Source organism: Serratia sp. 2723, from assembly GCF_050434425.1.
In the GTDB taxonomy this organism is placed as follows: domain Bacteria; phylum Pseudomonadota; class Gammaproteobacteria; order Enterobacterales; family Enterobacteriaceae; genus Chania.
The window spans coordinates 93,125-117,466 of record NZ_JBNDIN010000002.1; the positions used below are offsets into that span (position 1 = coordinate 93,125).

Below are 24,342 nucleotides of genomic sequence, written 5' to 3' on the forward strand. Positions count from 1 at the left end.
TCGTAGGGTACGTCAGTCGCTCCAGCGGTTAGGCTGATTGCTGAGGGAGAGATACAAACTCTTTTGCTGCATATAGGCCTGGATGCCATGCAGGCCCTTTTCGCGCCCCAGGCCGCTTTGTTTAAAGCCGCCAAACGGTGTGGAAATCGAGAATGTCTTGTAGGTATTGATCCAGACGGTGCCGGTTTCCAGCTGTTCCGCCAGCGCCATCGTACGGGCAAAATCACGGCTCCAGATCCCGGCAGCCAGGCCATAGATCGAGTCGTTGGCCTGTTCGATCAGTTGCTGTTCATCATCAAACGGCAACACCACCAGCACCGGGCCAAAGATCTCTTCCTGGCAGGTGCGGGCACTGTTGCTCAGCCCTTCAATAATGGTCGGCAGGTAATAACTACCCTGGGCCAACTGCGGATCGGCAGGGGCTTCACCGCCAATAAGCACCCGGCCCCCTTCCTGCTGAGCCAAGGCCACGTAGTCCGCCACGCTCTGGCGATGCTTGTGGCTGATCAGTGGGCCGAGGTGGACACCGGCTTGCAGCGGGTTACCAATACGCAGCCCGGCGGTCAGCTCACATAAACGGGCCAACAGCGGCTGATACAGCGAGCGGTGCACAAACAGCCGTGAACCGGCGATACATGCCTGCCCGGCCGAGCTGAAAATGCCGTAGCAGATGCCACGCGCCGCCTGTTCCAGATCCGCATCTTCCAGCACGATGGTGGGCGACTTGCCTCCCAGCTCTAACGAAGTAGGGATCAGTTTTTCTGCGGCAATATGCGCCAAGTGACGACCCGTGGAGGTCCCACCGGTGAAGGAGATCTTTTTCACCAACGGATGGCGAGCCAGGGCTTCACCAATCACCGAGCCTTTGCCCGGCAATACGCTGAGCAACCCGGCGGGCAAACCTGCCTGTTCAAACAGTTCGGCCAGTTTCAGCGCCATTAACGGCGTGGCCTCTGCCGGTTTCAATACCACCGCATTTCCTGCCGCCAACGCCGGAGCCACCTTCTGCATCTCACTGGCAATCGGTGAGTTCCACGGCGTGATCGCCGCTATCACGCCCAGCGGCTGATACTGGCTCAGCGTCATCGCATCACGGTTACGCTGGGTAGGAAGCTCCCCCTCCAACACCTCGCAGGCGGCAGCAAAATAGCGAGCCGTGGCCGCCGCACTCATGACCAGACCACGGGTTTCCGCCAGTGGTTTGCCATTGTCACGGGTTTGCAACTGCGCCAGGGCTTCCACTTGTTCAGTAATCAAATCGCTAACGCGATGCAGGATCGCTGCACGCTGATGCGGCACCAGTCCACGCCAGCTCGGCTCGCGCCAAGCTTTTTCCGCCGCCGCAACCGCCTCATTCACATCCTCGACGTTGGCCGCTCGCAGGCGAGCATTCACGCTGCCATCAGCCGGGAAAACCGAACTCATCTCTTCGCCGCGCCCTTCGCACCAGCGGCCGGCAAGAAAAATCTTTAACATTTCCATGCTTTGCTCCTGCCATTCAGGCAATAAAACCGCCGTCCACCAGACTGCGGCAGGCTTGTACCGCGCTCAGCGCCGCCAGCGTTGACGTTTTCGGGTTGCTGGCCAGCGGGTTGCCGCACAGCTCAATCTGGAACTCGCCAAACTGACCACATACCTGTAGGCGGTGGGTATTACGTTGAGTATGAGGATCCACCTGTAAGCGTACCCGCGTGGCATCCATCCCCAAGCCATGGAGCGCAATGGTGGCCGCTACGTTGGCGTTGGCTGGGAACATGCTTGCGGCTTCCCGCGCCGACCCCTCAAAGAACACCTTGGCTTCGCTGACAGCATCCAGATTAATCAGTTTTTCCGCCGGACTGCCGCGCCAACTGGCCGGGCTTTTGCTGGACTGATAGGTCACGCTGTCCAACCCACCTTCCCGCGCCGAAGCCAGGCCATCCATACCCGCCACAGCACCAGACAGCACGATCAGCCGCCCGTGGTAGCGTGTACAAGCCTGCTGCAAACGCAGTTGCAATGCGGCATCTGCCAGGGCGCCAGTAGAGATTACTGCCAGCCGCCAGCCACGTTTAACGATGGCCTCACCAAACTCGGCGACCGCCTGCTGGCTGGCACACTCCAGCACCAAATCAGGTTGCCCGGTACACTGGTCAGGATGGGTCAACGCCTGCACCTGTCCGGCAAACGCGGCGTCGATCTCGGCATAATGCGCTTCCCGTGCCACGATCCAACCGACTGCCACGCCCTCCGGCAGGCGCGCCAGCACCTCTTTTGCCATCGCGCCATAGCCAATCATCATGATCTTCTTCATCTTTTCAGTCCCGTCAGAGATGGCGATTGAAACCGCCGGAAACGTCCAGCGCCGCGCCGGTGGTAAAGGAGGACATGGGGGAGGCTAAAAACAGCAGCGCCCGTGCCGGTTCCTGCGGTTTACCCAAACGCCCCATCGGGATGCCACGCCGCTCGGCAATCGCTGCCGTCCACTGTTCCCAGCTTTGTTGTTGGTCCTGGCGTTCGGCGAAACGCCGCCGCCATTGGCCCGACTCCACCATGCCCAACAGGATGGAATTGACGCGGACCCCTTTGCCCACCAGCTCTTTGGATAAGGTCAGCGTCATGTTGAGCAACGCGGCACGGGCCGCCGAGGTGGCAATCATGTGCTCTTCCGGCTGCAGGGCCAGCAGCGAGTTAACGCAGGTAATGGAGGCAATATCCGAACGCTCCAACGCCGGTAAAAAAGCCTGCACCGGGTTGATCACCCCGAACAGTTTCAGCTCTGCCTCATGTAACCAGGCTTCGCGCGGCGTCTGATCGAAATGCGCCACAAACCCCTGCCCGGCGTTGTTGATCAACATATCTACTGCGCCAAAATGCGTGCTGACCTGCTTGGCAAACTTGGCAACCTGCTCGGCGTCGAGCACGTCGCAGCATAACGCCAGGATCTCCGCCTGCGGGAACTCTTCACGCAGGCTGGCCTCGGCGCTGGCCAGTTTGTCCTGATTGCGGCCACAGAAGGCCACCTTCGCTCCTTCGGCCAGCAGTAAACGCAGCGTCTCAAAACCGATCCCCGAGGATCCTCCGGTGACCACCGCCACTCGCCGCTCAATCTGAAAATTCATGGTTGGATTGCCCCCGTAAAGTCCTGCAAATAGCGGTTAAACAGCGCTGGCGCATCGAGATAGCTGGCATGCCCCGCCGCATCAATCAGACGCATCGTCGCATCCTGCTGTTGCGCCAACGTTGCAGCCCCCTGCGGTGGAGTGATGCGATCGACACTGCCACACCACACCTGTAACGGGCCGCGATAGCGCAGCAGGTAACGGTTGATATCGTCATTGGCCAGCATCCAGGCGGCGCTGAGAAAACCGGCCGGATTAAGTTGCTGCATGCCGCTGCGTACCCAGGCAATATCCTGCGGATCCGCATCTTCACGTAGCAGTGCTGCCGCACGCTGTTCGCCGTAGCCCTGTGGGCCAAGCGTTTCGATCATCTGTTTGCGTTGGCCATACACCTGTTGGCGCTTTTCCAGCGGTGCGGTGGCATAGCCCTGAGCCGGATCGGCCAGGACCAGTCCACTCAGCCCATCCGGGTTGGCAGCGGCAAAGGCACTGCCGATCAACGCCCCGAGCGAATGCCCCACGATCAGTGGCTGTTGTAACTGCAACCCGGCGATCAGCGCCGCCAGCACGTTGGCATAAGCGGCAGCATCTGGCTCTGGCTGTGCCAGCGCTGCGCTGCCACCATAACCCGGGGCATCCCAGGCGATCAGGCGATGGCCGTCGGTCAGGGCGCGATCGCTGAACTGCTTCACCCAGGAAGCGGAACCGGAACTGATGCCATGCAGCAGCACCACGGCCCGGCCATGCCCGGCTTCGCGCCAACTTAGCCGCTGGCCTCCACAATCCGCCTGCTGGCGTTCCGGTAAGCCGTTCATCAGTTGCGTTTCACTTTCGACAACGGATGATCGGCCGGGTAAGTCGGGGTTTCCGGCTTGGCAGTACCGAGCATCACGCACATCAGAGCTTCTTCTTCGCCGTGATTGAACAGGCCGCGATAAACCCCTGCCGGAACAGAAATCAGATCGCGCTCTTTCAGGATGGTTTCGTAATACTCTTCGCCGTCCTGGATCATCAGCGTGATCTTGCCTTTGAGCATAAAGAACACTTCTTCAACGTCGTCATGCAGGTGTAATGGCCCCTCACATTTCGATGGCAGCACCATGGTGGAGAAGGTAAAGTTCCCCGCCGGAATGGTGTTGGTGTCGCTCACTACGCCGGTGGCACCGGTGCCGATATAGCGCATCTGCGCCCGGCGGTATTTCGGATCGTAATCGGCCTGAAACTTCAGCGCGTTCCAGTCATATTTACGGCCTTCAAAACGGGCGATACGCGATTCCACCCACTTTTCCATCGTCAGATCCTGCGGCTTGATGCCAGCTTTATTCTCAACCTGGGACATGTTGTCTCTCCTTCGTTGCATCAATACTTCTTCAGTAACGGCAGCAGAATGGCGCAGCCGACAAAGGCCATCACCACCAGGAACAGCAAACCGTTATCCATATTGCCGGTGGCGGCGATCAGCGCCCCCATCAGCACCGGTGCCAATGCGCCGGCAAAATTACCCAATCCGTTAAATACCCCACCAGCGGTAGCGCTCACCCGGCTGCTGGTGGCCTTGGCCAATAGCGCGAAGATGTTTGGCGCGCCGGCTCCCCACATAAAGGTGCTGAAGGACATGGCGGCGATCACGCTGTAGGTGCCTTGCATATGCAGAACGACACCCAAACCGATCCCGGCACCGCACAGCGAGATGAAACAGGCCAACGCGCGGCGATCCATCTTGTCCGACAGCCAGGCCCCCACCACCTCGCCAAGCAACATGGCAATAAACGGCAGTGACGACAGGTATCCAGCGTGCTCCAGATGAATGCCTTTGCCTTCGATCAGATAGCTCGGCAACCAACCATTCATACCCCACAGGTAGGTGAGAAATGCGATGTTAAACAGGCAAATCATCCAGAAATGTGGCGTGCTGAACAGTTCGCGGCGCAGTTGTTTACGCTCGGCAACGGCCGGTTTACTGGTGGTGCTGGCCGCCGGGCGCGCCACGTTAAGGTGACGCATGCCAAACAGCACCAGCAACATCACCGGCACGGTCAGAAACGCCATAAAGAAGAAGGTGGTTTCCCAGTTAAAGCGGCTGAGAATAAACAGCGTGACCGGGAAGCCCAGTGCCGCGCCAATCGGCGTCCCCAACAGCCACAGCATGGTGGCACGCGCCTGGAGGCGCTGCGGAAAAGCCTGGCGTACGATGGCATAGGCCATCGGCAACAACGGCCCTTCAGCGATGCCCAGCAGGATACGCAGCGTCATCATGGTGTGATAAGAGCGCGTCATCCCCATCAGCACCATCAGTACGCCCCAGGTCACCATCATGCCAATCAGCACTTTGACCGGATTGAGCCGATCGCCAATGCCGCTCAGCAGCATCGAAGAGAAGCCGTAGGAGAACAAAAAGGCACTCATCAACAGCCCGAGCCGGGTGGGATCAAAGCCGATGCCCATCGCCTGCTGAAACTCGTGGTCGGAAAACAGCGCGGCAATGCTGATCTTGTCGAAAAACGCCAACAGCACGCAGGCAAACAGGGCTGCGGGCACCGACCAACGTATGCGGGTTGGTGAATTTTCGGCAACAGCATCCCCCACCCGACCGCTGCGGGCGTCGATATCTTGCGTAGTCATAAAACGCTCCCTTCAGGTCGGGCGTTATTTCAACGCCATCAGAGAAAACTCCACATCCGCCAGTTGCTGCGGATCCAGTACCCTACCGCTGGCCAGCCAGCGTTTACCCAACTTGATGGTGCGTGCGTCGTTAAACGCGACCAGTTGCACCAGTTGACGATCGGCATTCAGGGTGAAGAACAGTTGTGACTGCGGCGTGCGGCGCACTATCTGGTGAACGCCGCCGGTAGGAACGCCCAGGATTTGGATATTGGCGTCGTATTGATCCGACCACAGCCAGGCAACGTCATCGTAAGGTGCGGCAAACGCATCCAACATGGCGCAAGCGGTGCTGATCGCCTGATTCTGTGCATAGGCCCAGGATTGCAGACACAGGCCGAGGGTTGGATGGCGCGCAACATCGCCTGCGGCAAAAATGGCCGGGTGGCTGGTACGCCCTTGTCCATCTACGACGATCCCGCCTTCAAGCTTCAGCCCAGCGCTGTGGGCCAGTTCCAGATTCAGTTCAACGCCAATGCCGACCACCACCAGGTCGAAAGGCTGTGCGGCACTGCTGGCACTGCCAATCCAGGCTTCACCATCGCGATCTTCAAGCGTGATGTCGCCGCAGTCGCAATGCACGGTGACGCCTTGCTGTTGATGCAGTTCCAACAACGCCTGGGAAACGCTGGCCCCTACGCTGCGCATACACAACGCGGGTTGGCGCTCAAACACCGTCACGTCAACGCCCAGCTTGCGGGCCGAGGCGGCAATCTCCAGCCCGATCCAGCCACCACCGACAATCGCCAACTTTTGGCATTGCAGTAAGCCCTGGCGCAGACGTGCCGCATCATCCCAGGAACGCAGGGTCATCACTCGTGGGTGCTTGGCCCAGTTGGCATCCGGCAGACGTGGCCGGCCACCGGTCGCAATCAGCAGTTGATCAAATTGCAGCTGGCTGCCGTCGCTGAGCGTGACGATCTGCTGCTGCCCGTCGATAGCTTTGGCACGTAGCGGACGATGCCAATCGATATTCATCCCGGCCACCACTTCTTCACTGAACAGGCGGCTGAGTGGTGCATTGCCATCCAACAGTGCCGCCTTGGAGAGCGGTGGGCGTTCGTAAAAATCATAAGGCTCGTCACCGATCACCGACAATCTGCCGCTGTAACCGCGATCGCGCAGCGTTTTCGCAGCCCAACCACCGGCCTGACCGCCGCCGATAATGACAATGCCTGCACGGGTTGGTTGATTCATACCACCCCCGGCTTCTTATGTTGGCGGCGGGTATCGTGATCGATACCGCCTTCGACCGCCCATTCGGTAAACGACACCAGTGAATGCTCCAGCTCACGCGGCTGCCAGTTTTCCGTCAGGTAGTCATCATTGGTGTAATACTCGAAGGCACCGCCGGTCGGGCTGTTGACATACCAAAAATAGGCCGAGGAGATCGGGTGGCGGCCTGGGCCAATAAAGGTGCTCCACTGCTCTTTATTCATCGCGATGCCGCCGCCGATCACTTCATGGATATCGCGTACGGTGAAGGCGACGTGGTTCAGGCCCCGTGGGCGGTTAGGCAGTTTCAGCAGGAACAGGTTGTGATGGCCACCGCGTGCCTGGGTGCGCAGGAAGACGGCGCGATCGATATAGCGGTCGGAAACCTGGAAGCCAAGCAGATCGCAGTAGAAGCGCTCGGTAGCGGCCAGATCCTCAACGAAGAACACCACGTGGCCGATATTGACCGGCTCGGCTTTGGCATAAACCGGGCTTGGCTGGTCGATGCGGCGTACATCGCCCCATTGGTTGATCGGCGAAACGGGCAGCTCCACCGGTTGCTGCGCCGTAACGGCAAAACGCAGCGTCATGCCGTTGGGATCGCGGCATTCCAACTCTTCGCCCACCTGGCGGAAACCAGGCATTTGCGCCAATCGCGGTTGCAACGCAGCCAGCGCGGCCGGGCTTTCAACCGCCCAAGTCATGCGGCGCAGAGTCGATCCGGCTTCAAACGCGGCCGGTAGGACCTCGCTATTCTGCGGGTATAGCACCACACTGGCCCCACTCAACGTGGTAAATTCACGGCGCGGTTCGCCCCAATGCTGTAGCGTCGGTTGCAGACCGAAGTCCTGCATGAATTTTTCGCACGTTGGCAGATCTTCAACGCCAAATTCCAGCTTTTCGATTCCGGTTATGCTCATTATTGTGCCTCACGTTCTCGCTGAATGCGTTTTTCAGGCATGATCGACCCCGGCCCATAAAGCTCATGAGTCTTATCCCTGCCTGAGTTATAAGGCTGTGTCCCTCAATTGACCGTGGTGCCGTCGCAGTCCCAAAAGCCCGTAATCAAGGCGGAGGGTGCAGGGCCTGGTGGACCAAGTTCAAGCCCGACAACGCTGAGTACGGGCTTTTGGGGCGCGACCCTTCGGGCTGGGGCCATTTGAACGCGTATCTGCGTTTCTCCCCGCTTATTTGGGCCCACCAAACTGCACGGCTCGTGCCTTGCTACGCGTCCAAATGACCTCCAGCGGCGCTCACGTGCAATTGAGGGACACAGCCTATTAGTGGGCGAATAGCTTCGCCCAGATAACAAAGCGTTTGGCCGGTTAGCCGACGTTAGCCTGCGGTGGCGCGCCTAACAGGCCCGATATTTTCACTGCGGCATCCCGAACTTCCATACGCAACCGCTCGCGATCCGCCTTTGGGATCTCATCGGACGGCACCATAATGCTGACCACCGCTTCCACCCGCTGTTCGCGGTTAAAGATCGGATAGACGATCGAGGAAATGCCGTGGCGGTAGAAGGATTCGCCAATCACATAGCCACGGGCCTTATCCTGCTGCACCATCTGCCACAGCGCTTCGCGATTGGCCGGTGTCCCCGGCGCCGCATCGGGCAAGGCGTCATGTGGGTATAGACGTTCAAACTCTTCCCGGCTGGTGCTGGTCAGCAGCATACGGCCAAGAGAGGTACGGTGTGCCGGTAAACGGGTGCCGACGCTGACCTGGTTGATCTGCGAACCAGCGGCGCTGACGCGGGCAATATAGATCACGTCATGCCCATCGCGGATCGCCAGATGGCTGCTGCATTGGCTGCGATCGCGCAGTTGCTCGATCACCGGTTGGCCAGCCTGGGCCACATCCAACGAGGCGATATACTCAAAGCCCAGACGCAGCACTTTGATCCCCAACGCAAAGGTGTTGGTGCGCGGGTTACGTTCCAAAAAGCCCAGGTGCTCCAGCGTTTGCACCACACGGTAGGCGGTAGCCTTTGGCATATCGACCAGGCGATGTAATTCTGCAAAGGTCATTTCCTTATGCTGCTCGCCGAAGGCCAGCAGCAGTTGTAACCCGCGATCCAGCCCCGGGATCAGATACTTACACGCTTGGTCGTCTGCCATGTGCTGCTCCTAAAATGTTTGCCTGTCCGTCAGGCGGTCAGTTAAACACGAAACCACCGTTGACCGGTATCAGTTGGCCGGTGACAAAATCCGCCAGCGGCGACAGCAGATAAAGCACGCTACCGGTCACATCGCCCGGATGCTGTGCACCTGCCAGTGCCCGGCCTTGCTCATACAGCTGATGCCGTTCGGCAGGGACGTATTCGGTCGCTTCAACGCGCGTCAAGCCCGGTGCTATGGCGTTGACGCAGATCCCCTGCGGCCCCAGCTCACGTGCCATGGAGCGGGTCATCGAGATGATCGCACCTTTGCTCGCCACATAGGCCATCAGTTTCGGCGCACCCCACAAAGCGGTATCCGAGGCAACATTGACGATTTTGGCGTGTGGCGTTTGGGCCAATAATGGCACCGCCGCCTGGCTCACCAACCAGGTCCCCCGCACGTTGACCTGCATGACCTTGTCCCACAGCTCAATGTCGTATTCCATCATGGTTTTGCCACCGACACCGGTTGCCATCGCGGCGTTGTTCACCAGCCCGTCGATGGCACCGCCCTGGGCTATCGCGCTGAACGCCGCAGTGATGGATTGCGGTGACGCCAGATCGATAACCTGAGCTTCAACCTGTGCCCCCTGCTCACTCAGGCTGGCTGCGCTGTCCTGCAACTCCTGCGCCAGGATATCGCACATCACCACGCTGGCCCCGGCCTGAGCCACCGCAGCGGCAAAGCTGCGCCCCAGCCCACGCGCCGCTCCAGTGACTACGATACGTTTTCCTGCCAGCAAGCCGCTCACTGTGCCGCCTCCAGCTCGCTGAGCGTTGCCAGCTGCTTTTGCGCCTCTTTCTGCATCATACGACGCAGGCGAGAGAGGCCCACGTCATGCTGATACAGGTATTCACGACCGCGCGCGTTCGGTGCCATGTTCTCCAGCACGATGCGATCCTGCTCCAGAACGTCCCAGTGCAGTTCTTCCAGACGATTGCGGTACATAAAGCGCCACGCGTCACGCTGCCAGTCTTTCACTTTGCGGATACGCCAGAAGAATACCCGGCAGTGATCTTTATCTTCCGGTACCACCATGCCGATGATCCAGAAGTGGCCGCCCGGCCCAAAACGCTTTTTGTAAGGGATCGACAGGCGCATCCAGTAGGCCCCGCTGCTGCCGAATTCGACCCAGTCGAAGTTCACACCAATCTGGCCGTTCTTTTTAAAGATGAAACCGCTGTCGGTGGGTTCCAGCGCCATATCGGCCTTGCGATCCCCTTCCGCCATCGAATGCGATGAGGAGTGCAGGTAGGTGCCATGCATCGGATCCATCACGTTTTCCAATGCGTATTGATAGTTGCAGTCCCAGCTGGCGGTACACAGGAAGTTGCTGTAGTTGGCCTCATCCGCCAGCTCTTGCGGGAAGCTCAGTTCGGCAGGCTGTTCATCGGCAGTGACGCCGAAATACAGGAACACCGCGCCGTAAGCCTCTTTCGCCGGGTAGGATTTCAGGCATTTCTGCCCTACCAACGGGCAGCGGTCTACCGCTGGCACATCTTTAACCTCGCCATCGCCACCGACTTCAACGCCGTGATACCAGCAGGCAATGCGATCGCCAAGGTTCCAGCCCATTGACAGGCGAGCGCCACGATGCGGGCAACGATCTTCCAGCGCGTGGATCGCCCCTTGTTTATCGCGCCACACCACGATCTGTTGTTCAAGACGGGTGATGCCCACCGGGTTATTGCCCACTTCCCAACTGGCCAATACCGGGTACCACATACCGCGCAGGCCCTGATCCAGATAGTCTTGTACCGTCTGCGCGGAGGATGTTGTGTTTGCTGTCATTGTCCTTCTCCCTGTGCGGCTCAGAAACCGTTGACGTGTAGGAATTCGCGGAACGTGGCTTCATTCCATGGCTGACCACTGCGATCGAACAGGCGACGCTGATTGAGCGCACTGACGATCTGCTCCAGCTCCTCCGCCCCTTGCTCGAAGATCTCTTCCAGCGCAGCCACCAGCGCGGTTTCAAAGCCGTCTGGCACGCGCGCCCGGGTTTGCCAGATCACATTCTGAAACTGGCCGGGTTGATGGATTTGGCCGTTGCCGCCCTCACGCGCCGGGCTCACCTGTTGGGTATCCGGCAGCCAAGGGTTGAAATCGGTAATGTGCTGCATGCTTATTCCTCCGCGATAAAGGTGATTTGGATTTGATTATCGATCACCCGGGTAGGGTAGGTTTGCAGATCACGGCCACCAGGTTCGCGCAGGCATTGGCCGCTACGCACATCGAACACCGCTTCGTGCAGTGGACACTCCACTTTTCCGTCATCGACAAACCCTTGGCTGAGCAAGGCATAGGCATGCGGGCAAACGTCTTCCAGCGCGTAATATTGACCGTCGATCAAATAGACGCCGACCTCTTTTCCCTCAACGTTGGCGGAGAAAGGAAAATCTTCTTTAACCTGAGACACTTCGCACACGTTCTTCCAGCTCATTGCTTCTGTCCTCTATCTGATTGTTTCATATATGAAACTCAGTTTCTTATTTAATACAGTCACTATAGGTATGGCGATTCTTTCGTCAAGTCAGCAAAGGGAAGAATGTTAATGATTGGTTATTTTAAAGTAACAACTGCGGAGTGGATCACGAAAAAATGCATCAGAGGTGAAAACAAAGCAAAACGGCCCCAGTCATCAAGACTGAGGCCGTTTAATCAGCAGTGATTGGCAGAAACCGCCGACTTAGCGCCCTTTCTTTTTGCGCCCAGGCTGAGCAAAACGCTTACGCGCCGGTGCGTGACTGCCCGCTTTATCCGCAGTTTTCTGCCCGCCGCCCGCCGGTTTTTTCACCGCAGGCTTGGGTTTGGCCGCTTTCTTCGCGGGTTTAGCCTCTGAGGACGAGTCCTCAATCAACTTAAACAGCTCAACCAGTTCGTCGTCCGTCAAATCGCGCCATTCCCCTAACGGCAGCCCGGACAGGCCGACGTTCATGATGCGGGTGCGCTCCAGCTTGGTCACCTCATAACCGAAATGTTCACACATGCGGCGGATCTGACGGTTAAGCCCCTGTACCAGCACGATACGGAACACAAAGGGAGCTTCTTTCTTCACCTTACATTTTTTGGTCACCGTGCCTAACATCGGCACTCCGGCACCCAAACCACGAATAAAATCGTCGGTCACCGGTTTGTTGACCGTGACCAGATATTCCTTCTCGTGGTCGTTACCCGCACGCAGGATCTTGTTCACCAGATCGCCGTGGTTGGTGAGGAAAATCAGCCCCTGCGAGTCTTTATCCAAACGTCCGATCGGGAAAACACGGGTGCTGTGGTTGACGAAATCGACAATATTGTCTTTCTCACCGTCTTCGGTGGTACTGACGATACCCACCGGCTTGTTCAGCGCAATAAAGATCAGGTTGTCTTCGTTACGGGGTTCAATAAGCTGCCCGTTAACCTTGACCACGTCGCCAGCGAATACCCGATCGCCGAGCGCTACGCGCTTACCGTTGATAAAAACATTGCCCTGTTCGATGTAACGATCGGCATCGCGACGCGAGCAGATGCCGCTCTCACTGATATATTTGTTGAGGCGTATAGATGGTTTAGTCAGCACGGTTCCTCCGTAAACGCGAAATACACTTTATCTTCACGGCAATATTTTCATGATAGGGTGACGGGTAAGGGCCGCTGCCAAGCGGGCGCAGCATGCAGCGCCCCTACGGTCGACTATGTACGACCCCTACCCATTCAGCAAACTGATTTAGCCCTGCTTTTTGGCCGCTTGCAGATACAACATTTCCAGACCCAGCGTTGCCGCTGCCAGTGCAGTGATCTCAGACTGGTCGTAAGCCGGAGCCACTTCTACCACATCCATGCCGACAATGTTCAGCGACTGCATACCACGCACCAGTTTCAGAGCGCGATCCGAGGTCAGGCCGCCGATCACCGGGGTGCCGGTGCCAGGTGCGAAAGCCGGATCCAGGCAGTCGATATCAAAGGTCAGATAAACCGGCATATCACCGACGATCTGTTTGATCTGCGCCAGCAGATCGTCCACGCCACGATCGTTGACCTGAGCAGCATCCAGTACGGTGAAGCCGTTGTCACGATCGAACTCGGTACGGATACCGATCTGCACGGAGTGATTGGGATCGATCAGACCTTCGTTCGGTGCATGGAAGAACATGGTACCGTGGTCAAACTTGCTGCCGTTAGCGTAGGTATCGGTATGGGCATCGAAATGCACCAACGCCATTTTGCCAAAATGCTTGGCATGCGCGCGCAGCAGCGGCAGCGTAACGAAGTGGTCGCCGCCGAAAGAGAGCATGCGCTTGCCGGCTGCCAGCAGTTTTTCTGCGTGCGCCTGCAGCTTGTCGCTCATATCCTGAGCATCACCAAAGTTGAAGACCACGTCACCACAATCGACCACGTTCAGACGATCGCGCAGATCAAAGTTCCACGGCCAGCGCGCCCCTTCCCATGCCAGATTGGTAGAAACCTGGCGGATCGCTGCAGGGCCATGACGCCCACCGGCACGGCCGGAGGTAGCCATATCAAAAGGAACACCGGTGATCACCCACTCTGCATCGCTATCGTAAGGCATAAAGTTCAGCGGAAAGCGCAGGAAACCAAAGGCGTTGGACACTAAGGAATTATCGGGCTGATGGCCTAAGGTACTCATATTTACCCTCATTTTTCAACGGTTCGCCCGTAGCCGGACGCTTGGGCGGTAGCAAAAAAAAATCCCTCCCGCGTCGTTAGCCCGACGAGAAAGGGATTTATTCGATGTCTGTTTCAATGAGTAGATTATCGCCGTATTTGGTTCACTCTTCAAGGTGCCCGTTATTACCAAGTATAGGAGAGACCAGTCAGCGATCAGTGTACCAATACTGGCTCCGTACGATATTGCTTCGGGAACAACTGCTGTAGCTGTTTTACCTTTGGCAAATCATTCACCACGATATAGGGCTGATCCGGGTTCAGAGTGAGATAGTTTTGGTGGTAAGCCTCGGCAGGATAAAAATGACCATGGTCCTCAATGCGGGTCACCAACGGTTTAGCAAAGCGTTTACTGGCATCCAGCTGTGCAATATAAGCCTTGGCAACCTGCTGTTGTGACGCCGTCAGTGGGAAAACGGCTGAGCGATATTGCGTGCCGCTGTCAGGCCCCTGGCGATCGAGTTCGGTTGGGTTGTGTGCTACCGAAAAATAGATTTGCAGCAACTGGCCATAAGAAATCTGCTGTGGATCAAAGGTGACCTGCACCGACTCCGCATGGCCGGTATCCCCTCCGCTGACGGCCTCATAATTAGCCGTTTGCGCTGCTCCCCCGGTATAACCCGATACGGCATTGGTCACGCCCTTAACATGCTGGAACACCCCTTGCACGCCCCAGAAACAACCGCCGGCAAAGATCGCGGTTTCCGTACGCGATGTCGTCGGCGCTTCGTCTTTTACCGGCGCAGGGATCGCTACCGCCGCCTCAGCATCACCCAGTGGCCAGGCAACGCTTTGCAAACAGAACCCGGCAGCAACCAATATCGCGCCCCATATACCGTATTTACCTAGCGATGGCAGCGTTTTGTCTACGTTTCTCATGTTATTCCTCACTATTCTGGTTAGGCCGAGCTTGGCGTGAACAGCATGGCGATGCCATTCATGCAGTAGCGCAAACCGGTGGGTTGTGGGCCATCGTCAAATACGTGCCCCAAATGCCCGCCGCAGCGGCTGCAATGCACCTCTTCGCGGACCATGCCCAGCGTTCGATCCTTACGCGTCGCCACCGCCTGTTCGAGGGGTTGCCAGAAACTGGGCCAGCCGGTATGGCTGTCAAACTTGGTGTGGGAAGAAAACAGCGCCTGCTGGCAACCCGCACAGGCAAACTGACCATCGCGGTGCTCATCGTTAAGCGGGCTGCTGTAAGGGGGTTCCGTACCTTCCTCGCGCAAAACCGCATATTGGCTGGCAGAGAGCCGTTGCCGCCATTGTTCTGCGGTATAGTTGACGGCAAACGACTCCGCCATCGCCGAACGAGAGAAAAGTGCAGGCAGCAGGCCCACGGCATAGGCCACAGAGAGTGCTCCACCACCCAGAATAAAATACCGTCTGTTGATCATCATCGTTACCTCTGGTGCTATTCACCGACAATGACAAACTACAGAGAAAGTCGTGACCAAATCCTCACGGAGAGTTCACAAATTTGTGATAACTGAGAACACGGCATTAAGACGTTGAAAGTTTAAATGGATTTTCTAATTTGGCGGGGTTCGGGCTAAGAGAGTAAAATGAAGGGGCGCAGCCTCTGCCGCGCCCCTAGATAGAAAGTATGTCAGCTTATCGGGATAGTTTACTCATCTTCGAGATAAGTATAGCCATACAGACCGGCCTCAAACTCTTCGACAAATTGCGCCTGCAACTCCGCGTCAAGATCGGTTTCTTTCACCTGATCGCGGAATTTCGCCAACAGCGCGATCGGATCGAGCTGCACGTATTCCAGCATGTCGGCTACGCTATCGCCTTCATCAGACAGCTCGGTTTCTACGCTGCCATCAGGGAACACAAACACGTCTACCGAAGCCGTATCGCCAAACAGGTTGTGCATATTGCCCAGGATTTCCTGATAGGCACCAACCATGAAGAACCCCAGCAGAGGTGGGTTTTCCGGATCGTACGGCGGCATCGGCATGGTGGTGGCTACGCCGTCACCATCAATATAGTGATCGATGGTGCCATCGGAGTCACAGGTGATATCCAGCAATACCGCACGGCCTTCCGGCGGCTTGTCCAAGCCTTCCAACGGCAAGACCGGGAACAGTTGGTCGATACCCCAGGCATCCGGCATCGACTGGAACAGTGAGAAGTTGACGTAGAACTTGTCCGCCATCCGCTCCTGTAATTCATCAATGATTGGCCGGTGTGCGCGATTGCTCGGATCGAGCTGCTGCTGGATCTTGTTGCAGATGTTCAGATACAACTGCTCGGCATAGGCACGCTTGGTCAGATCCAACATGCCATGGGCATACTGGGTATGTACATCGTGCAGATCCATCTGGCTATCGTGCAACCATTCACGCAGCGAACGACGGTTCTCCGGCTCGTTCATTTCCTGCCAGGTTTCCCACATGCTTTCCAGCGCGCGAGGTGCATCTTCGACCGGAGGAACCGGCTCACAGAATTCGTTGCGCTCAACGCCAATGACGTTGGAAACCAGCACCGTATGGTGGGCGGTTACGGCACGGCCAGACTCGGTGATCACCGTTGGATGCGGCAGGCCATGCTCATTACAGGCATCACCGATCCCCCAAATCACGTTGTTGGCATATTCATTCAGGCCGTAGTTGACCGAACAGTCGGACTGCGAACGGGTGCCTTCATAATCCACACCCAAACCGCCACCCACGTCGAAACATTGAATGTTTACGCCCAGTTTATGCAGCTCTACATAGAAACGCGCAGACTCACGGACGCCAGTGGCGATATCGCGAATGTTGGCCAACTGAGAACCCAGGTGGAAATGCAGCAGTTGCAGGCTATCCAGGCGGCCCGCTTCGCGCAGGGTTTCCACCAGCTTCAATACCTGAATGGCTGCCAGACCGAACTTGGATTTTTCGCCACCGCTCGACTGCCATTTACCTGCCCCCTGTGACGCCAGACGGGCTCGCACGCCCAGGCGTGGTATGACATTCAGGCGTTCTGCTTCTTCCAGCACCATCTGGATTTCCGACATCTTCTCGATCACCAGGTACACTTTGTGCCCCAGCTTTTCACCGATCAGCGCCAGACGAACATATTCACGGTCTTTGTAGCCGTTACAGACGATCACCGAGCGGGTCATACCGGCATGGGCCAGCACCGCCATCAGTTCCGCCTTGGAGCCGGCTTCCAGTCCCAGTGGTTCACCAGAGTTGACCAGTGATTCAATCACGCGACGGTGCTGGTTAACCTTGATCGGGTAAACCAGGAAGTAGCCACCTTCATAACCGAAGGATTCACGCGCACGTTTGAACGCGGCATTAATGGAACGCAGGCGATGCTGCAAGATCTGCGGGAAGCAGAACAAGGCAGGCAGGCGCTGGCCATCTTTTTGGCGCTCTTTCACCAACTCGGCGAGATCGACGCGCGCATGCGGGACGTCTGGGTCCGGGCACACGCTGATGTGGCCCAGCTCATTGACGTCAAAGTAATTGTTGCCCCAGTAGGCGACGTTATAAGTGCGCAGCATCTTGCTGGCATTACGATCATTCATGGCAACCTCCTGCATGGAGCGTAAAGATAAATGTTCACCCGCTACTGACGGGTGTTGGATCTGCATATCATCAGACATTACTCGCCTCACCTTGCATACTGACGATATAGTCAGCCACTATCGCAGCTACAACCCGCGAGAACAACCCAGAAACACCCCATTTTAGCAGTGAATTCACCTGCCGTTCGTGGTCAGCGATCGGTTTATACCCAATAGATTTATTGTAAGACACCCTGTTCAAACCTCGTGAATCGGGTAAAGAATCATCCCACAGTTGGCTGCAGGCTACCCTTGTTCAGTGCTTCAGACAGCCGTTAACCGGCCCGAGGATCCTGAGTAGCGCCCAGATGTGTGTAACATCGGGTTAATGGTGTAGAGACAAGACGGGAAATAGCACAAGGATGCGCGCCAGAACGGCACTGCTGTTGAGAACCAACAACCAGTAGACAACGGATCATTAATCCAACCACCTCCACGCATGCCGCTCGCGATGAACGACAAAGCCTCTATAAGTGTTAAGAACGTGAACGTTCAATGAAGCGGCGGCCCCATTAGTGGGTACCTACGGTAGATCATGGCGCGGCGTTGCCGGGTTTACAGAAAGTTTCAATTCTCTGCAATACGCTGTGCACCAAATGAACCGCGCGCGCAGTTTATACCGGACCCCTGGGGAAAATGCAAAATGAAAATTCGCCAGAAACTGTTTCAAGCGATGAAAATGGTGGCAAGCGGTTTGCCCAAAAGAGCGCTAGAGCAAAAAATTGCTGGCAATCCGGCTAAAGGCTGACCTAAAATAGACGTCCAGATGTTAATCCATCTATACCGATTAACTGATAAACTGCTTAACGGCTTTGCCTGAGGGGCGTTGCAGGATGCATCTCGCCATCAGCGGAAGACCCTTCGCTTTGATGCCCGGATCTCCAGCGCTGTGCAGTAATTTCCAACCCGTCTTTTGCAAGGTAAAGAACATCATGGCTAAACACCTCTTCACGTCCGAATCCGTTTCCGAAGGACATCCGGACAAAATTGCCGATCAGATCTCGGATGCCGTTCTTGATGCCATCCTGGAACAGGATCCAAAAGCCCGCGTAGCCTGCGAAACCTACGTGAAAACCGGCATGGTGCTGGTTGGCGGCGAGATCACCACCAGCGCCTGGGTTGATATCGAAGAAATCACCCGCAAAACCGTGCGCGAGATTGGCTATATCCATTCCGATATGGGCTTTGATGCCAACTCCTGTGCCGTATTGAGTGCCATCGGTAAACAATCGCCGGATATCAACCAGGGTGTTGACCGTAGCGATCCGCTGGAGCAAGGTGCTGGCGATCAGGGCCTGATGTTTGGTTATGCCTCTAATGAAACCGACGTGTTGATGCCTGCGCCAATCACTTATGCCCACCGTCTGGTTCAACGCCAGGCCGAAGTGCGTAAAAATGGCACCCTGCCCTGGCTGCGCCCTGACGCTAAAAGCCAGGTCACATTCCAGTATGACGATGGCAAAATCGTCGGCATCGATGCCGTGGTACTTTCCACCCAGCATTCCGATGATATCGCGCTGAAAGATCTGCAAGAAGCGGTGATGGAAGAGATCATCAAGCCGGTACTGCCAGCCGAGTGGCTAACCGCAGGCACCAAATACCACATCAACCCGACCGGCCGTTTTGTTATCGGTGGCCCAATGGGTGACTGTGGCCTGACCGGCCGTAAAATCATCGTTGATACCTACGGCGGCATGGCCCGTCACGGTGGCGGCGCATTCTCCGGCAAGGATCCTTCCAAGGTTGACCGCTCTGCAGCTTATGCGGCGCGTTACGTGGCAAAAAACATCGTGGCTGCGGGTCTGGCAGATCGTTGTGAGATCCAGGTGTCCTACGCTATCGGCGTAGCGGAACCTACTTCCATCATGGTGGAAACCTTCGGTACCGAGAAGATCTCGACCGAGCAGCTGACCCTGCTGGTGCGCGAGTTCTTCGATCTGCGCCCATACGGCCTGATCCAGATGATGGATCTGCTGCAACCGATCTACCGCGAAACCGCAGCTTACGGCCACTTTGGCCGCGAACACTTCCCATGGGAAGCGACCGACAAGGCAGCCCTGCTGCGTGAAGCGGCTGGTTTGAAGTAAGCCTGAGCGTTAGACCTAACAACGGCGAGCCTGAGGCTCGCCGTTTTCGTTGGTAGATGGGTGCTCATGGATCTACGCACCTACAACCAATGGGCGGGAGCAAGCCCCCGCCCATTGGGTTGAGTTGCCTTACCGTTTGGATTCGTAGGCCAAAATGGCCGCAACCTCCGTGTTGCCCGATCGTATACGCAGCTCACAAAGTTTGCTGCGCGTTATCCATACCAACAAGATTACCGTGGTACAGATAACGACCAGTTTTACGACATTCCATTTGCTTGGCATCATGCCTCCTTCTCCTTGCCTCTCGGCAGATAAGAAGCTAACCTAACGTTGTCGTGCGTTAGAGTTGGCCTCGGGTTGATATTATCGACTCGGGGCTTTTCTCTTTGTACCTTTCGCTCAGGCTCCAGATACAAAGATCCAGAGCACCCACCCGCAGTATATTCACCTCTCCAGCCCGACCAGCGGCCGTTTTACCCCTAATTTTCAACTTTGCGCAGTGCCACGCAATGCATTGTAACGGCCTGAAAAAACAGCGCTCAATGACCGTGGCAATATTGCTGAATGTGTAGGCCGAACTAACCTGAACGGGCGTAGCAGGATGAATGTGTGAGCAGACTCAAACAACGAACCGTCAGCCCGCCGTTTGAATTTGTAAGAGATGGGCGCTCATAGATCTGCACGCTTACAACCAACGGGCGGGAGCAGGCCCCCGCCGTTGGGTTGCCTTACCGTTCTGATTCGTAGGCCAAAATGGCCGCAACCTCCGTGTTGCCCGATCGAATACGCAGCTCGCAAAGTTTGCTGCGCGTTATCCATACCAACAAGATAACCGTGGTACAGATAATGACCATTTTTACGATATCTCCTCTGTTTGGCATCATGCCTCCTTATCCTTGCCTCGCGGCAGATAAGAAGCTAACCTAACGTTGTTCGGCGTTAGAGTTGGCCTCGGGTTGATATTATCGACTCGGGGCTTTTCTCTTTGTACCTTTCGCTCAGGCTCCAGATACAAAGATCCAGAGCACCCACCCGCAGTATATTCACCTCTTCAGCCCGACCAGCGGCCGTTTTACCCCTAATTTTCAACTTTGCGCAGTGCCACGCAATGCTTTGCAACTGCCTGAAAAACCAAGGGCCCAGCAATGCTGAGCCCTTGGTGGCAATGGGGTAACCCGAGATAGTCTACGAAGTTTGCTTACGCAGCAGATAGACAAAGTACGGCGCGCCAATAAAGGTCGCCAGCAGCCCTGCGGGGATTTGGTAAGGGAACATCACCATCCGGCCACACCAGTCCGCAAACACCATCAGCAGGCCGCCTAGCAGCGCAGCAATCACCATCTGCGGCAGCGCCCGGCGGAATCCCAACATCCGGGCCATATGCGGTGCCATCAGGCCAATAAAGCTCAGCGGCCCGACGGTTAGCGTCGCCATCGCCGTCAGCGTTGCCGCCAGCAGCAAAATGCTCAGCCTGGTCGGCGTCAGGGCAATCCCTACGGAGCGTGCTGTAGCGCCGCCCAACGGCAGAATTGTCAGCCAACGTCTACACAGCGGGGCCAAGACTATCAACACGCCAGCAATCGCCGCCGTACGTATTGCCTGCGGAGCATCCACCGAGTAGGTAGAGCCGGAGAGCCACACCAACAGCCCTCCCATGCGGGGATCGCCACTGGCCAACAGCAGGAAAATGGTCGTGCTAAAGGCGGTGCTGAGGGCGATACCCGCCAACAACATGCGTTCGGTAGAGAATCCGCCACGCCCAGCCGCAATCATGATGATCAACAGCGTAGCCGCCGCCCCCAGACTCCCGGCGGGTAACAACCACATAAAAGCATCACCAGGGACGATAAACAGCATCATCACCACGCCGAAAGCCGCGCCGGAACTGATCCCCAGCACTTCCGGGCTGGACATCGGGTTACCGGTCAGTTTCTGGATCAACGTCCCGGCGACCGCCAGCATCATGCCAGCGGCCAGGGCTGAAACCACTCGTGGCCAGCGCCAAGGCATCAGCGCCCGTAACTCACTGCCTAGGCTCCAGTGCCAACCATCGGCGTTGTGCCCAAACATCAGCGCCACCGTGATCCCAACCAATAATAAAACGCTCCCCAGCAGGATCCATATCGGCAAGCGGCCACGTTCGACAGGCACTTTGTCGCCCAAATCCATCGGCGGCGGAGTTGCGCTGCTGCGTAAGCGTGGTAACAACCAAAGCAGCAACGGCGCACCAATCAGTGCCGTCGCCGCACCGGTCGGGATTTCACGCCACACCAGCGTCAGCCAGATCATCACCTGATCGGTCAACCAGAGCAGCAATGCCCCCAATAGTGGAGCCAACATCATGCGGTGCGCCAGACGACGGGCTCCTAGCATCTTGGCCATCAACGGGGCAAATAGGCCGATAAAACCGATCACACCGACCGCATTGACCAACATGGCGCTGAACACAATCGCCACCGCCAAGGCGGCAAAGCGCGACATTGCCAGGCCCAGGCCCAGATTACGCGCCACACCGTCGTCCAGCCCTAACAGCGTTAACGGGCGGATCAATAACGCGGCCAGCACGGCAACCACCAGCAAGCGTGGCAGGATAAACTGCACCGTGCCCCAATCCTGCTGATTAAGCGCACCGGTGCTCCACAGGAACAAACCTTGCAGCCGATCGTAATTGAACAACGCCAGCAGGCTATTGACCGCCCCGCAGTACAGCCCAAGTACCAGACCGGCCAGAATCAACGTCACGGGCGACATCCGTTTGCCCCAGGCAACGCCGAACACCAGCCCGCCGACCACAATGGCACCGACCATCGCCGCCAGTTGTCGGGTCAATTCGCCCCCAGGCAGCATCCACAGGATGGCAATCGTCAAGCCAAGCTGAGCCCCGGCAGCCACGCCAAGCGTGGCGGGTTCCGCCAGGGGATTGCGTAATACCTGCTGGAACAGTACGCCGACCAATCCCAGTCCGGCCCCCACCAATAACGATACCGACAGGCGTGGCAACAGGCTGTAGTGAAACAACATCTGATCGACATTGTCGATGTCGGGCTGAACCAACGCCTGCGACCACTGGCCCCACGGCAGTTGATGCAGCAGGTTGAAGAGCGTCAGGCCACCCGCCGCAGCCAGCAATAGCAGGATCAGCGCTATCGGCAAGATACGCAGGCGTGCACTCATGAGCGGGTCTCCTGTGCCTGCTCCAGCAAGCGGCAAAAACGCATGGCCGACAGCGTGGCACCGTAGAACCACACCGCTGGAACCTGCCGCAGTTGGCCCTGACGGATAAACGGCAAGGCCTGCCACAGTGGCGTCTTGCTGACCTTATCCATCATGGCTTGATTACCGTGATCGAGATAAATCGCTCGCGCATTTTTTATTGTCGCCAGACGTTCGATCCCCACCACCGAGGTCCCCCAGAAGTTGGTTTCCCCCTGCCAGGCATTCTCGATGCCTAGCTGATCCATCACTTCCTGAAACAGGCTCTTCTGGCCAATCACCAACACGTGCCGAGGATCGAGCAAAGAAAACAGCAGCAACGGCTGTTGCCGATACCCCGCCAGGCGGTTACGCGCCTCCAGCATGAAAGCATCAAACTGTTGCAGATGCTGGGTAGCCCGCGCCTCCAGACCTAGCCGCTGTGCCAATTGCAGCAGCGAGTTTTTGCCCACGGTGAGCGGTTTACCGCTGCCGTCGTTAAAGCCAAACTCCATGGTCGGGCCGATAGGCTGCAGTTTTTGTGGCGAAGGGCCATAGCCTTTGGAAAGCAGGATCAGAGAAGGTTTGAGCTGTTGCAACAGCTCCAGATTGGGTTCGGTACGTTGACCGACGTCGATCACCGAATCCGGCAACCGAGGATCTTGTACCCACAGGTTGTAGTTGTGGATATCGGCAACCGCCTGCGGCATCACGCCCAGTGCGATCAGCAGCTCGACCGGTAGCCACTCCAATGCCGCGATACGGGTGATATCGGGCAAACCCCTCGCACGCGACGGTAAAGAGAACAACAGAGGCGATAAGGCCATCGCCGTTAATAAACGCCGGCGCAGCGGGTCATGATGAAAATCGGCAGAGGTAGGCATTAATAAACGAAGCTCACAGGTGCACCACCACTCGGGTGCGGCAATATGCCCATCGGGATGCCGTAGATCTGTTCCAGCACCGGCCCTTGCATCAACTCGAGCGATGACCCCTGGGCAATCATTTCGCCGCCGCGTAACGCCACCAGATGGTCGCAATAACGGGCCGCCATGTTGATGTCATGCAGCACTGCAATCACCGTCAGGCCACGCTCATGGCTCAGGCGCTGGATCAACGCCAGCACTTCAACCTGATGGGCGATATCCAACGCCGAGGTCGGTTCATCCAGCAGCAGACAACGGCTATCCTGTGCGACCATCATCGCCAGCCAGGCCCGTTGACGTTCACCGCCTGAGAGGCTGTCTACCAGGCGGTTGGCAAAGGGTTTCAGCCCCACCAGCCCGATAGCCTCTTCCACCAGCTCGCGATCGCCAGCTTTGAAACGCCCTAACGCGCCGTGCCAAGGATAGCGGCCGATGGCGACCAGTTCGCGCACCGTCATCCCTTCCGCTGCGGGTAATTGCTGCGGCAAGTAGGCCACTTGGCGAGCAAAGGCTTTGCTGTCCCATTGGCCCAGCGGTTGCCCATCAAGCAATGCCTGGCCAGCGGTAGGGTTTTGGTGACGGCCAAGGATTTTCAGCAGCGTGGATTTGCCGGAGCCATTATGACCAATCAATCCACAGACTTTGCCTTGAGGAAAAGCCAGTGACAGCGGTTGTAACAGCACCCGCCCTGGCACGGCAAAGCTCACGCCGTCGAGCTGGAACGTAGCATCGCGATTAAGGTGTTTATCCTGCATAGGCCCTGCTTGC

At 57.1% G+C, this 24,342-nt stretch carries 26 protein-coding genes; 1 reads left to right on the plus strand and 25 read right to left on the minus strand.

Features of this window, described 5'->3' with window-relative positions:
- Window positions 1-12 precede the first annotated feature (12 nt).
- The 20 genes from ABIE29_RS03215 to ABIE29_RS03310 all read right to left on the minus strand — a co-directional run bounded on the left by ABIE29_RS03215 (window position 13) and on the right by ABIE29_RS03310 (window position 18,303).
- Complete coding sequence (locus ABIE29_RS03215) at window positions 13-1,482, minus strand: aldehyde dehydrogenase (RefSeq protein WP_429616812.1); 1,470 nt, start codon at window positions 1,480-1,482, stop codon at window positions 13-15.
- A gap of 16 nt (window positions 1,483-1,498) precedes the next feature.
- Window positions 1,499-2,293 (minus strand): aspartate dehydrogenase, encoded by a 795-nt coding sequence (locus tag ABIE29_RS03220; RefSeq protein ID WP_429616813.1) that lies wholly within the window; start codon window positions 2,291-2,293, stop codon window positions 1,499-1,501.
- A gap of 13 nt (window positions 2,294-2,306) precedes the next feature.
- Entirely contained in the window at window positions 2,307-3,101 is a 795-nt protein-coding gene (locus ABIE29_RS03225; RefSeq protein WP_429616814.1) for an SDR family oxidoreductase, read from the minus strand.
- Window positions 3,098-3,916, minus strand: a complete 819-nt coding sequence (locus ABIE29_RS03230) for an alpha/beta fold hydrolase (protein ID WP_429616815.1) — start codon at window positions 3,914-3,916, stop codon at window positions 3,098-3,100. The genes ABIE29_RS03225 and ABIE29_RS03230 overlap by 4 nt, the downstream gene beginning before the upstream one ends.
- Window positions 3,916-4,440, minus strand: coding sequence for a cupin domain-containing protein (locus ABIE29_RS03235; RefSeq protein ID WP_021179767.1), 525 nt, complete (start codon window positions 4,438-4,440; stop codon window positions 3,916-3,918). Before ABIE29_RS03235 ends, ABIE29_RS03230 begins: the two co-directional genes overlap by 1 nt.
- Before the next feature lie 20 nt (window positions 4,441-4,460).
- A complete protein-coding gene (locus ABIE29_RS03240; protein WP_429616816.1) occupies window positions 4,461-5,723 on the minus strand; it encodes an MFS transporter in 1,263 nt (420 codons plus the stop codon).
- 24 nt (window positions 5,724-5,747) lie between these two features.
- Window positions 5,748-6,959: an NAD(P)/FAD-dependent oxidoreductase gene (locus tag ABIE29_RS03245; RefSeq protein ID WP_429616817.1), complete on the minus strand. Its 1,212-nt coding sequence runs from the start codon at window positions 6,957-6,959 to the stop codon at window positions 5,748-5,750.
- Entirely contained in the window at window positions 6,956-7,897 is a 942-nt protein-coding gene (locus tag ABIE29_RS03250) for a VOC family protein (RefSeq protein WP_429616818.1), read from the minus strand. Before ABIE29_RS03250 ends, ABIE29_RS03245 begins: the two co-directional genes overlap by 4 nt.
- Before the next feature lie 405 nt (window positions 7,898-8,302).
- Window positions 8,303-9,097, minus strand: a complete 795-nt coding sequence (locus tag ABIE29_RS03255; protein WP_024528299.1) for an IclR family transcriptional regulator — start codon at window positions 9,095-9,097, stop codon at window positions 8,303-8,305.
- Between the two features lie 37 nt (window positions 9,098-9,134).
- Window positions 9,135-9,890, minus strand: coding sequence for an SDR family oxidoreductase (locus tag ABIE29_RS03260; protein WP_429616819.1), 756 nt, complete (start codon window positions 9,888-9,890; stop codon window positions 9,135-9,137).
- Entirely contained in the window at window positions 9,887-10,930 is a 1,044-nt protein-coding gene (locus tag ABIE29_RS03265; protein ID WP_024484371.1) for an aromatic ring-hydroxylating oxygenase subunit alpha, read from the minus strand. Before ABIE29_RS03265 ends, ABIE29_RS03260 begins: the two co-directional genes overlap by 4 nt.
- Before the next feature lie 20 nt (window positions 10,931-10,950).
- Entirely contained in the window at window positions 10,951-11,259 is a 309-nt protein-coding gene (locus tag ABIE29_RS03270; RefSeq protein WP_429616820.1) for a recombinase-like helix-turn-helix domain-containing protein, read from the minus strand.
- A gap of 2 nt (window positions 11,260-11,261) precedes the next feature.
- Window positions 11,262-11,579 carry a Rieske (2Fe-2S) protein gene (locus ABIE29_RS03275; RefSeq protein WP_025123075.1) on the minus strand — a complete coding sequence of 106 codons (318 nt, stop codon included), beginning with the start codon at window positions 11,577-11,579 and terminating at the stop codon, window positions 11,262-11,264.
- A gap of 246 nt (window positions 11,580-11,825) precedes the next feature.
- Window positions 11,826-12,698 (minus strand): 23S rRNA pseudouridine(2604) synthase RluF, encoded by an 873-nt coding sequence (gene rluF, locus ABIE29_RS03280; protein WP_429616821.1) that lies wholly within the window; start codon window positions 12,696-12,698, stop codon window positions 11,826-11,828.
- Between the two features lie 147 nt (window positions 12,699-12,845).
- Window positions 12,846-13,766 carry an agmatinase gene (gene speB / locus ABIE29_RS03285; protein ID WP_024484368.1) on the minus strand — a complete coding sequence of 307 codons (921 nt, stop codon included), beginning with the start codon at window positions 13,764-13,766 and terminating at the stop codon, window positions 12,846-12,848.
- 194 nt (window positions 13,767-13,960) lie between these two features.
- Entirely contained in the window at window positions 13,961-14,683 is a 723-nt protein-coding gene (msrA, locus tag ABIE29_RS03290) for a peptide-methionine (S)-S-oxide reductase MsrA (protein ID WP_429616822.1), read from the minus strand.
- A gap of 20 nt (window positions 14,684-14,703) precedes the next feature.
- Window positions 14,704-15,204 carry a peptide-methionine (R)-S-oxide reductase MsrB gene (gene msrB, locus ABIE29_RS03295; RefSeq protein ID WP_226906451.1) on the minus strand — a complete coding sequence of 167 codons (501 nt, stop codon included), beginning with the start codon at window positions 15,202-15,204 and terminating at the stop codon, window positions 14,704-14,706.
- 227 nt (window positions 15,205-15,431) lie between these two features.
- Window positions 15,432-17,408 (minus strand): biosynthetic arginine decarboxylase, encoded by a 1,977-nt coding sequence (gene speA, locus ABIE29_RS03300; protein ID WP_429616823.1) that lies wholly within the window; start codon window positions 17,406-17,408, stop codon window positions 15,432-15,434.
- Window positions 17,409-17,644: 236 nt separating this feature from the next.
- Window positions 17,645-17,788 (minus strand): hypothetical protein, encoded by a 144-nt coding sequence (locus ABIE29_RS03305; RefSeq protein ID WP_429616824.1) that lies wholly within the window; start codon window positions 17,786-17,788, stop codon window positions 17,645-17,647.
- Window positions 17,789-18,156: 368 nt separating this feature from the next.
- Complete coding sequence (locus ABIE29_RS03310) at window positions 18,157-18,303, minus strand: hypothetical protein (RefSeq protein ID WP_429616825.1); 147 nt, start codon at window positions 18,301-18,303, stop codon at window positions 18,157-18,159.
- On the opposite strand from ABIE29_RS03310, the gene metK reads away from it, so the two are divergent.
- Window positions 18,302-19,456 carry a methionine adenosyltransferase gene (gene metK, locus ABIE29_RS03315; protein ID WP_429616826.1) on the plus strand — a complete coding sequence of 385 codons (1,155 nt, stop codon included), beginning with the start codon at window positions 18,302-18,304 and terminating at the stop codon, window positions 19,454-19,456. The genes ABIE29_RS03310 and metK overlap by 2 nt on opposite strands.
- Before the next feature lie 129 nt (window positions 19,457-19,585).
- Here the strand turns inward: metK and ABIE29_RS03320 are convergent, their stop codons facing one another.
- The 5 genes from ABIE29_RS03320 to fhuC form a co-directional block, all read right to left on the minus strand.
- A complete protein-coding gene (locus ABIE29_RS03320; protein WP_429617076.1) occupies window positions 19,586-19,738 on the minus strand; it encodes a Hok/Gef family protein in 153 nt (50 codons plus the stop codon).
- A 446-nt stretch (window positions 19,739-20,184) separates the two neighbouring features.
- A complete protein-coding gene (locus ABIE29_RS03325; RefSeq protein ID WP_429616827.1) occupies window positions 20,185-20,340 on the minus strand; it encodes a Hok/Gef family protein in 156 nt (51 codons plus the stop codon).
- 301 nt (window positions 20,341-20,641) lie between these two features.
- The gene (gene fhuB / locus ABIE29_RS03330) at window positions 20,642-22,630 is read right to left on the minus strand and encodes a Fe(3+)-hydroxamate ABC transporter permease FhuB (protein WP_429616828.1); all 1,989 of its coding nucleotides are present in this window, start codon (window positions 22,628-22,630) and stop codon (window positions 20,642-20,644) included.
- Window positions 22,627-23,532, minus strand: coding sequence for a Fe(3+)-hydroxamate ABC transporter substrate-binding protein FhuD (gene fhuD / locus ABIE29_RS03335; protein WP_429616829.1), 906 nt, complete (start codon window positions 23,530-23,532; stop codon window positions 22,627-22,629). Before fhuD ends, fhuB begins: the two co-directional genes overlap by 4 nt.
- Entirely contained in the window at window positions 23,532-24,329 is a 798-nt protein-coding gene (gene fhuC, locus ABIE29_RS03340; RefSeq protein WP_429616830.1) for a Fe3+-hydroxamate ABC transporter ATP-binding protein FhuC, read from the minus strand. The genes fhuD and fhuC overlap by 1 nt, the downstream gene beginning before the upstream one ends.
- Between the last annotated feature and the right edge of the window lie 13 nt (window positions 24,330-24,342).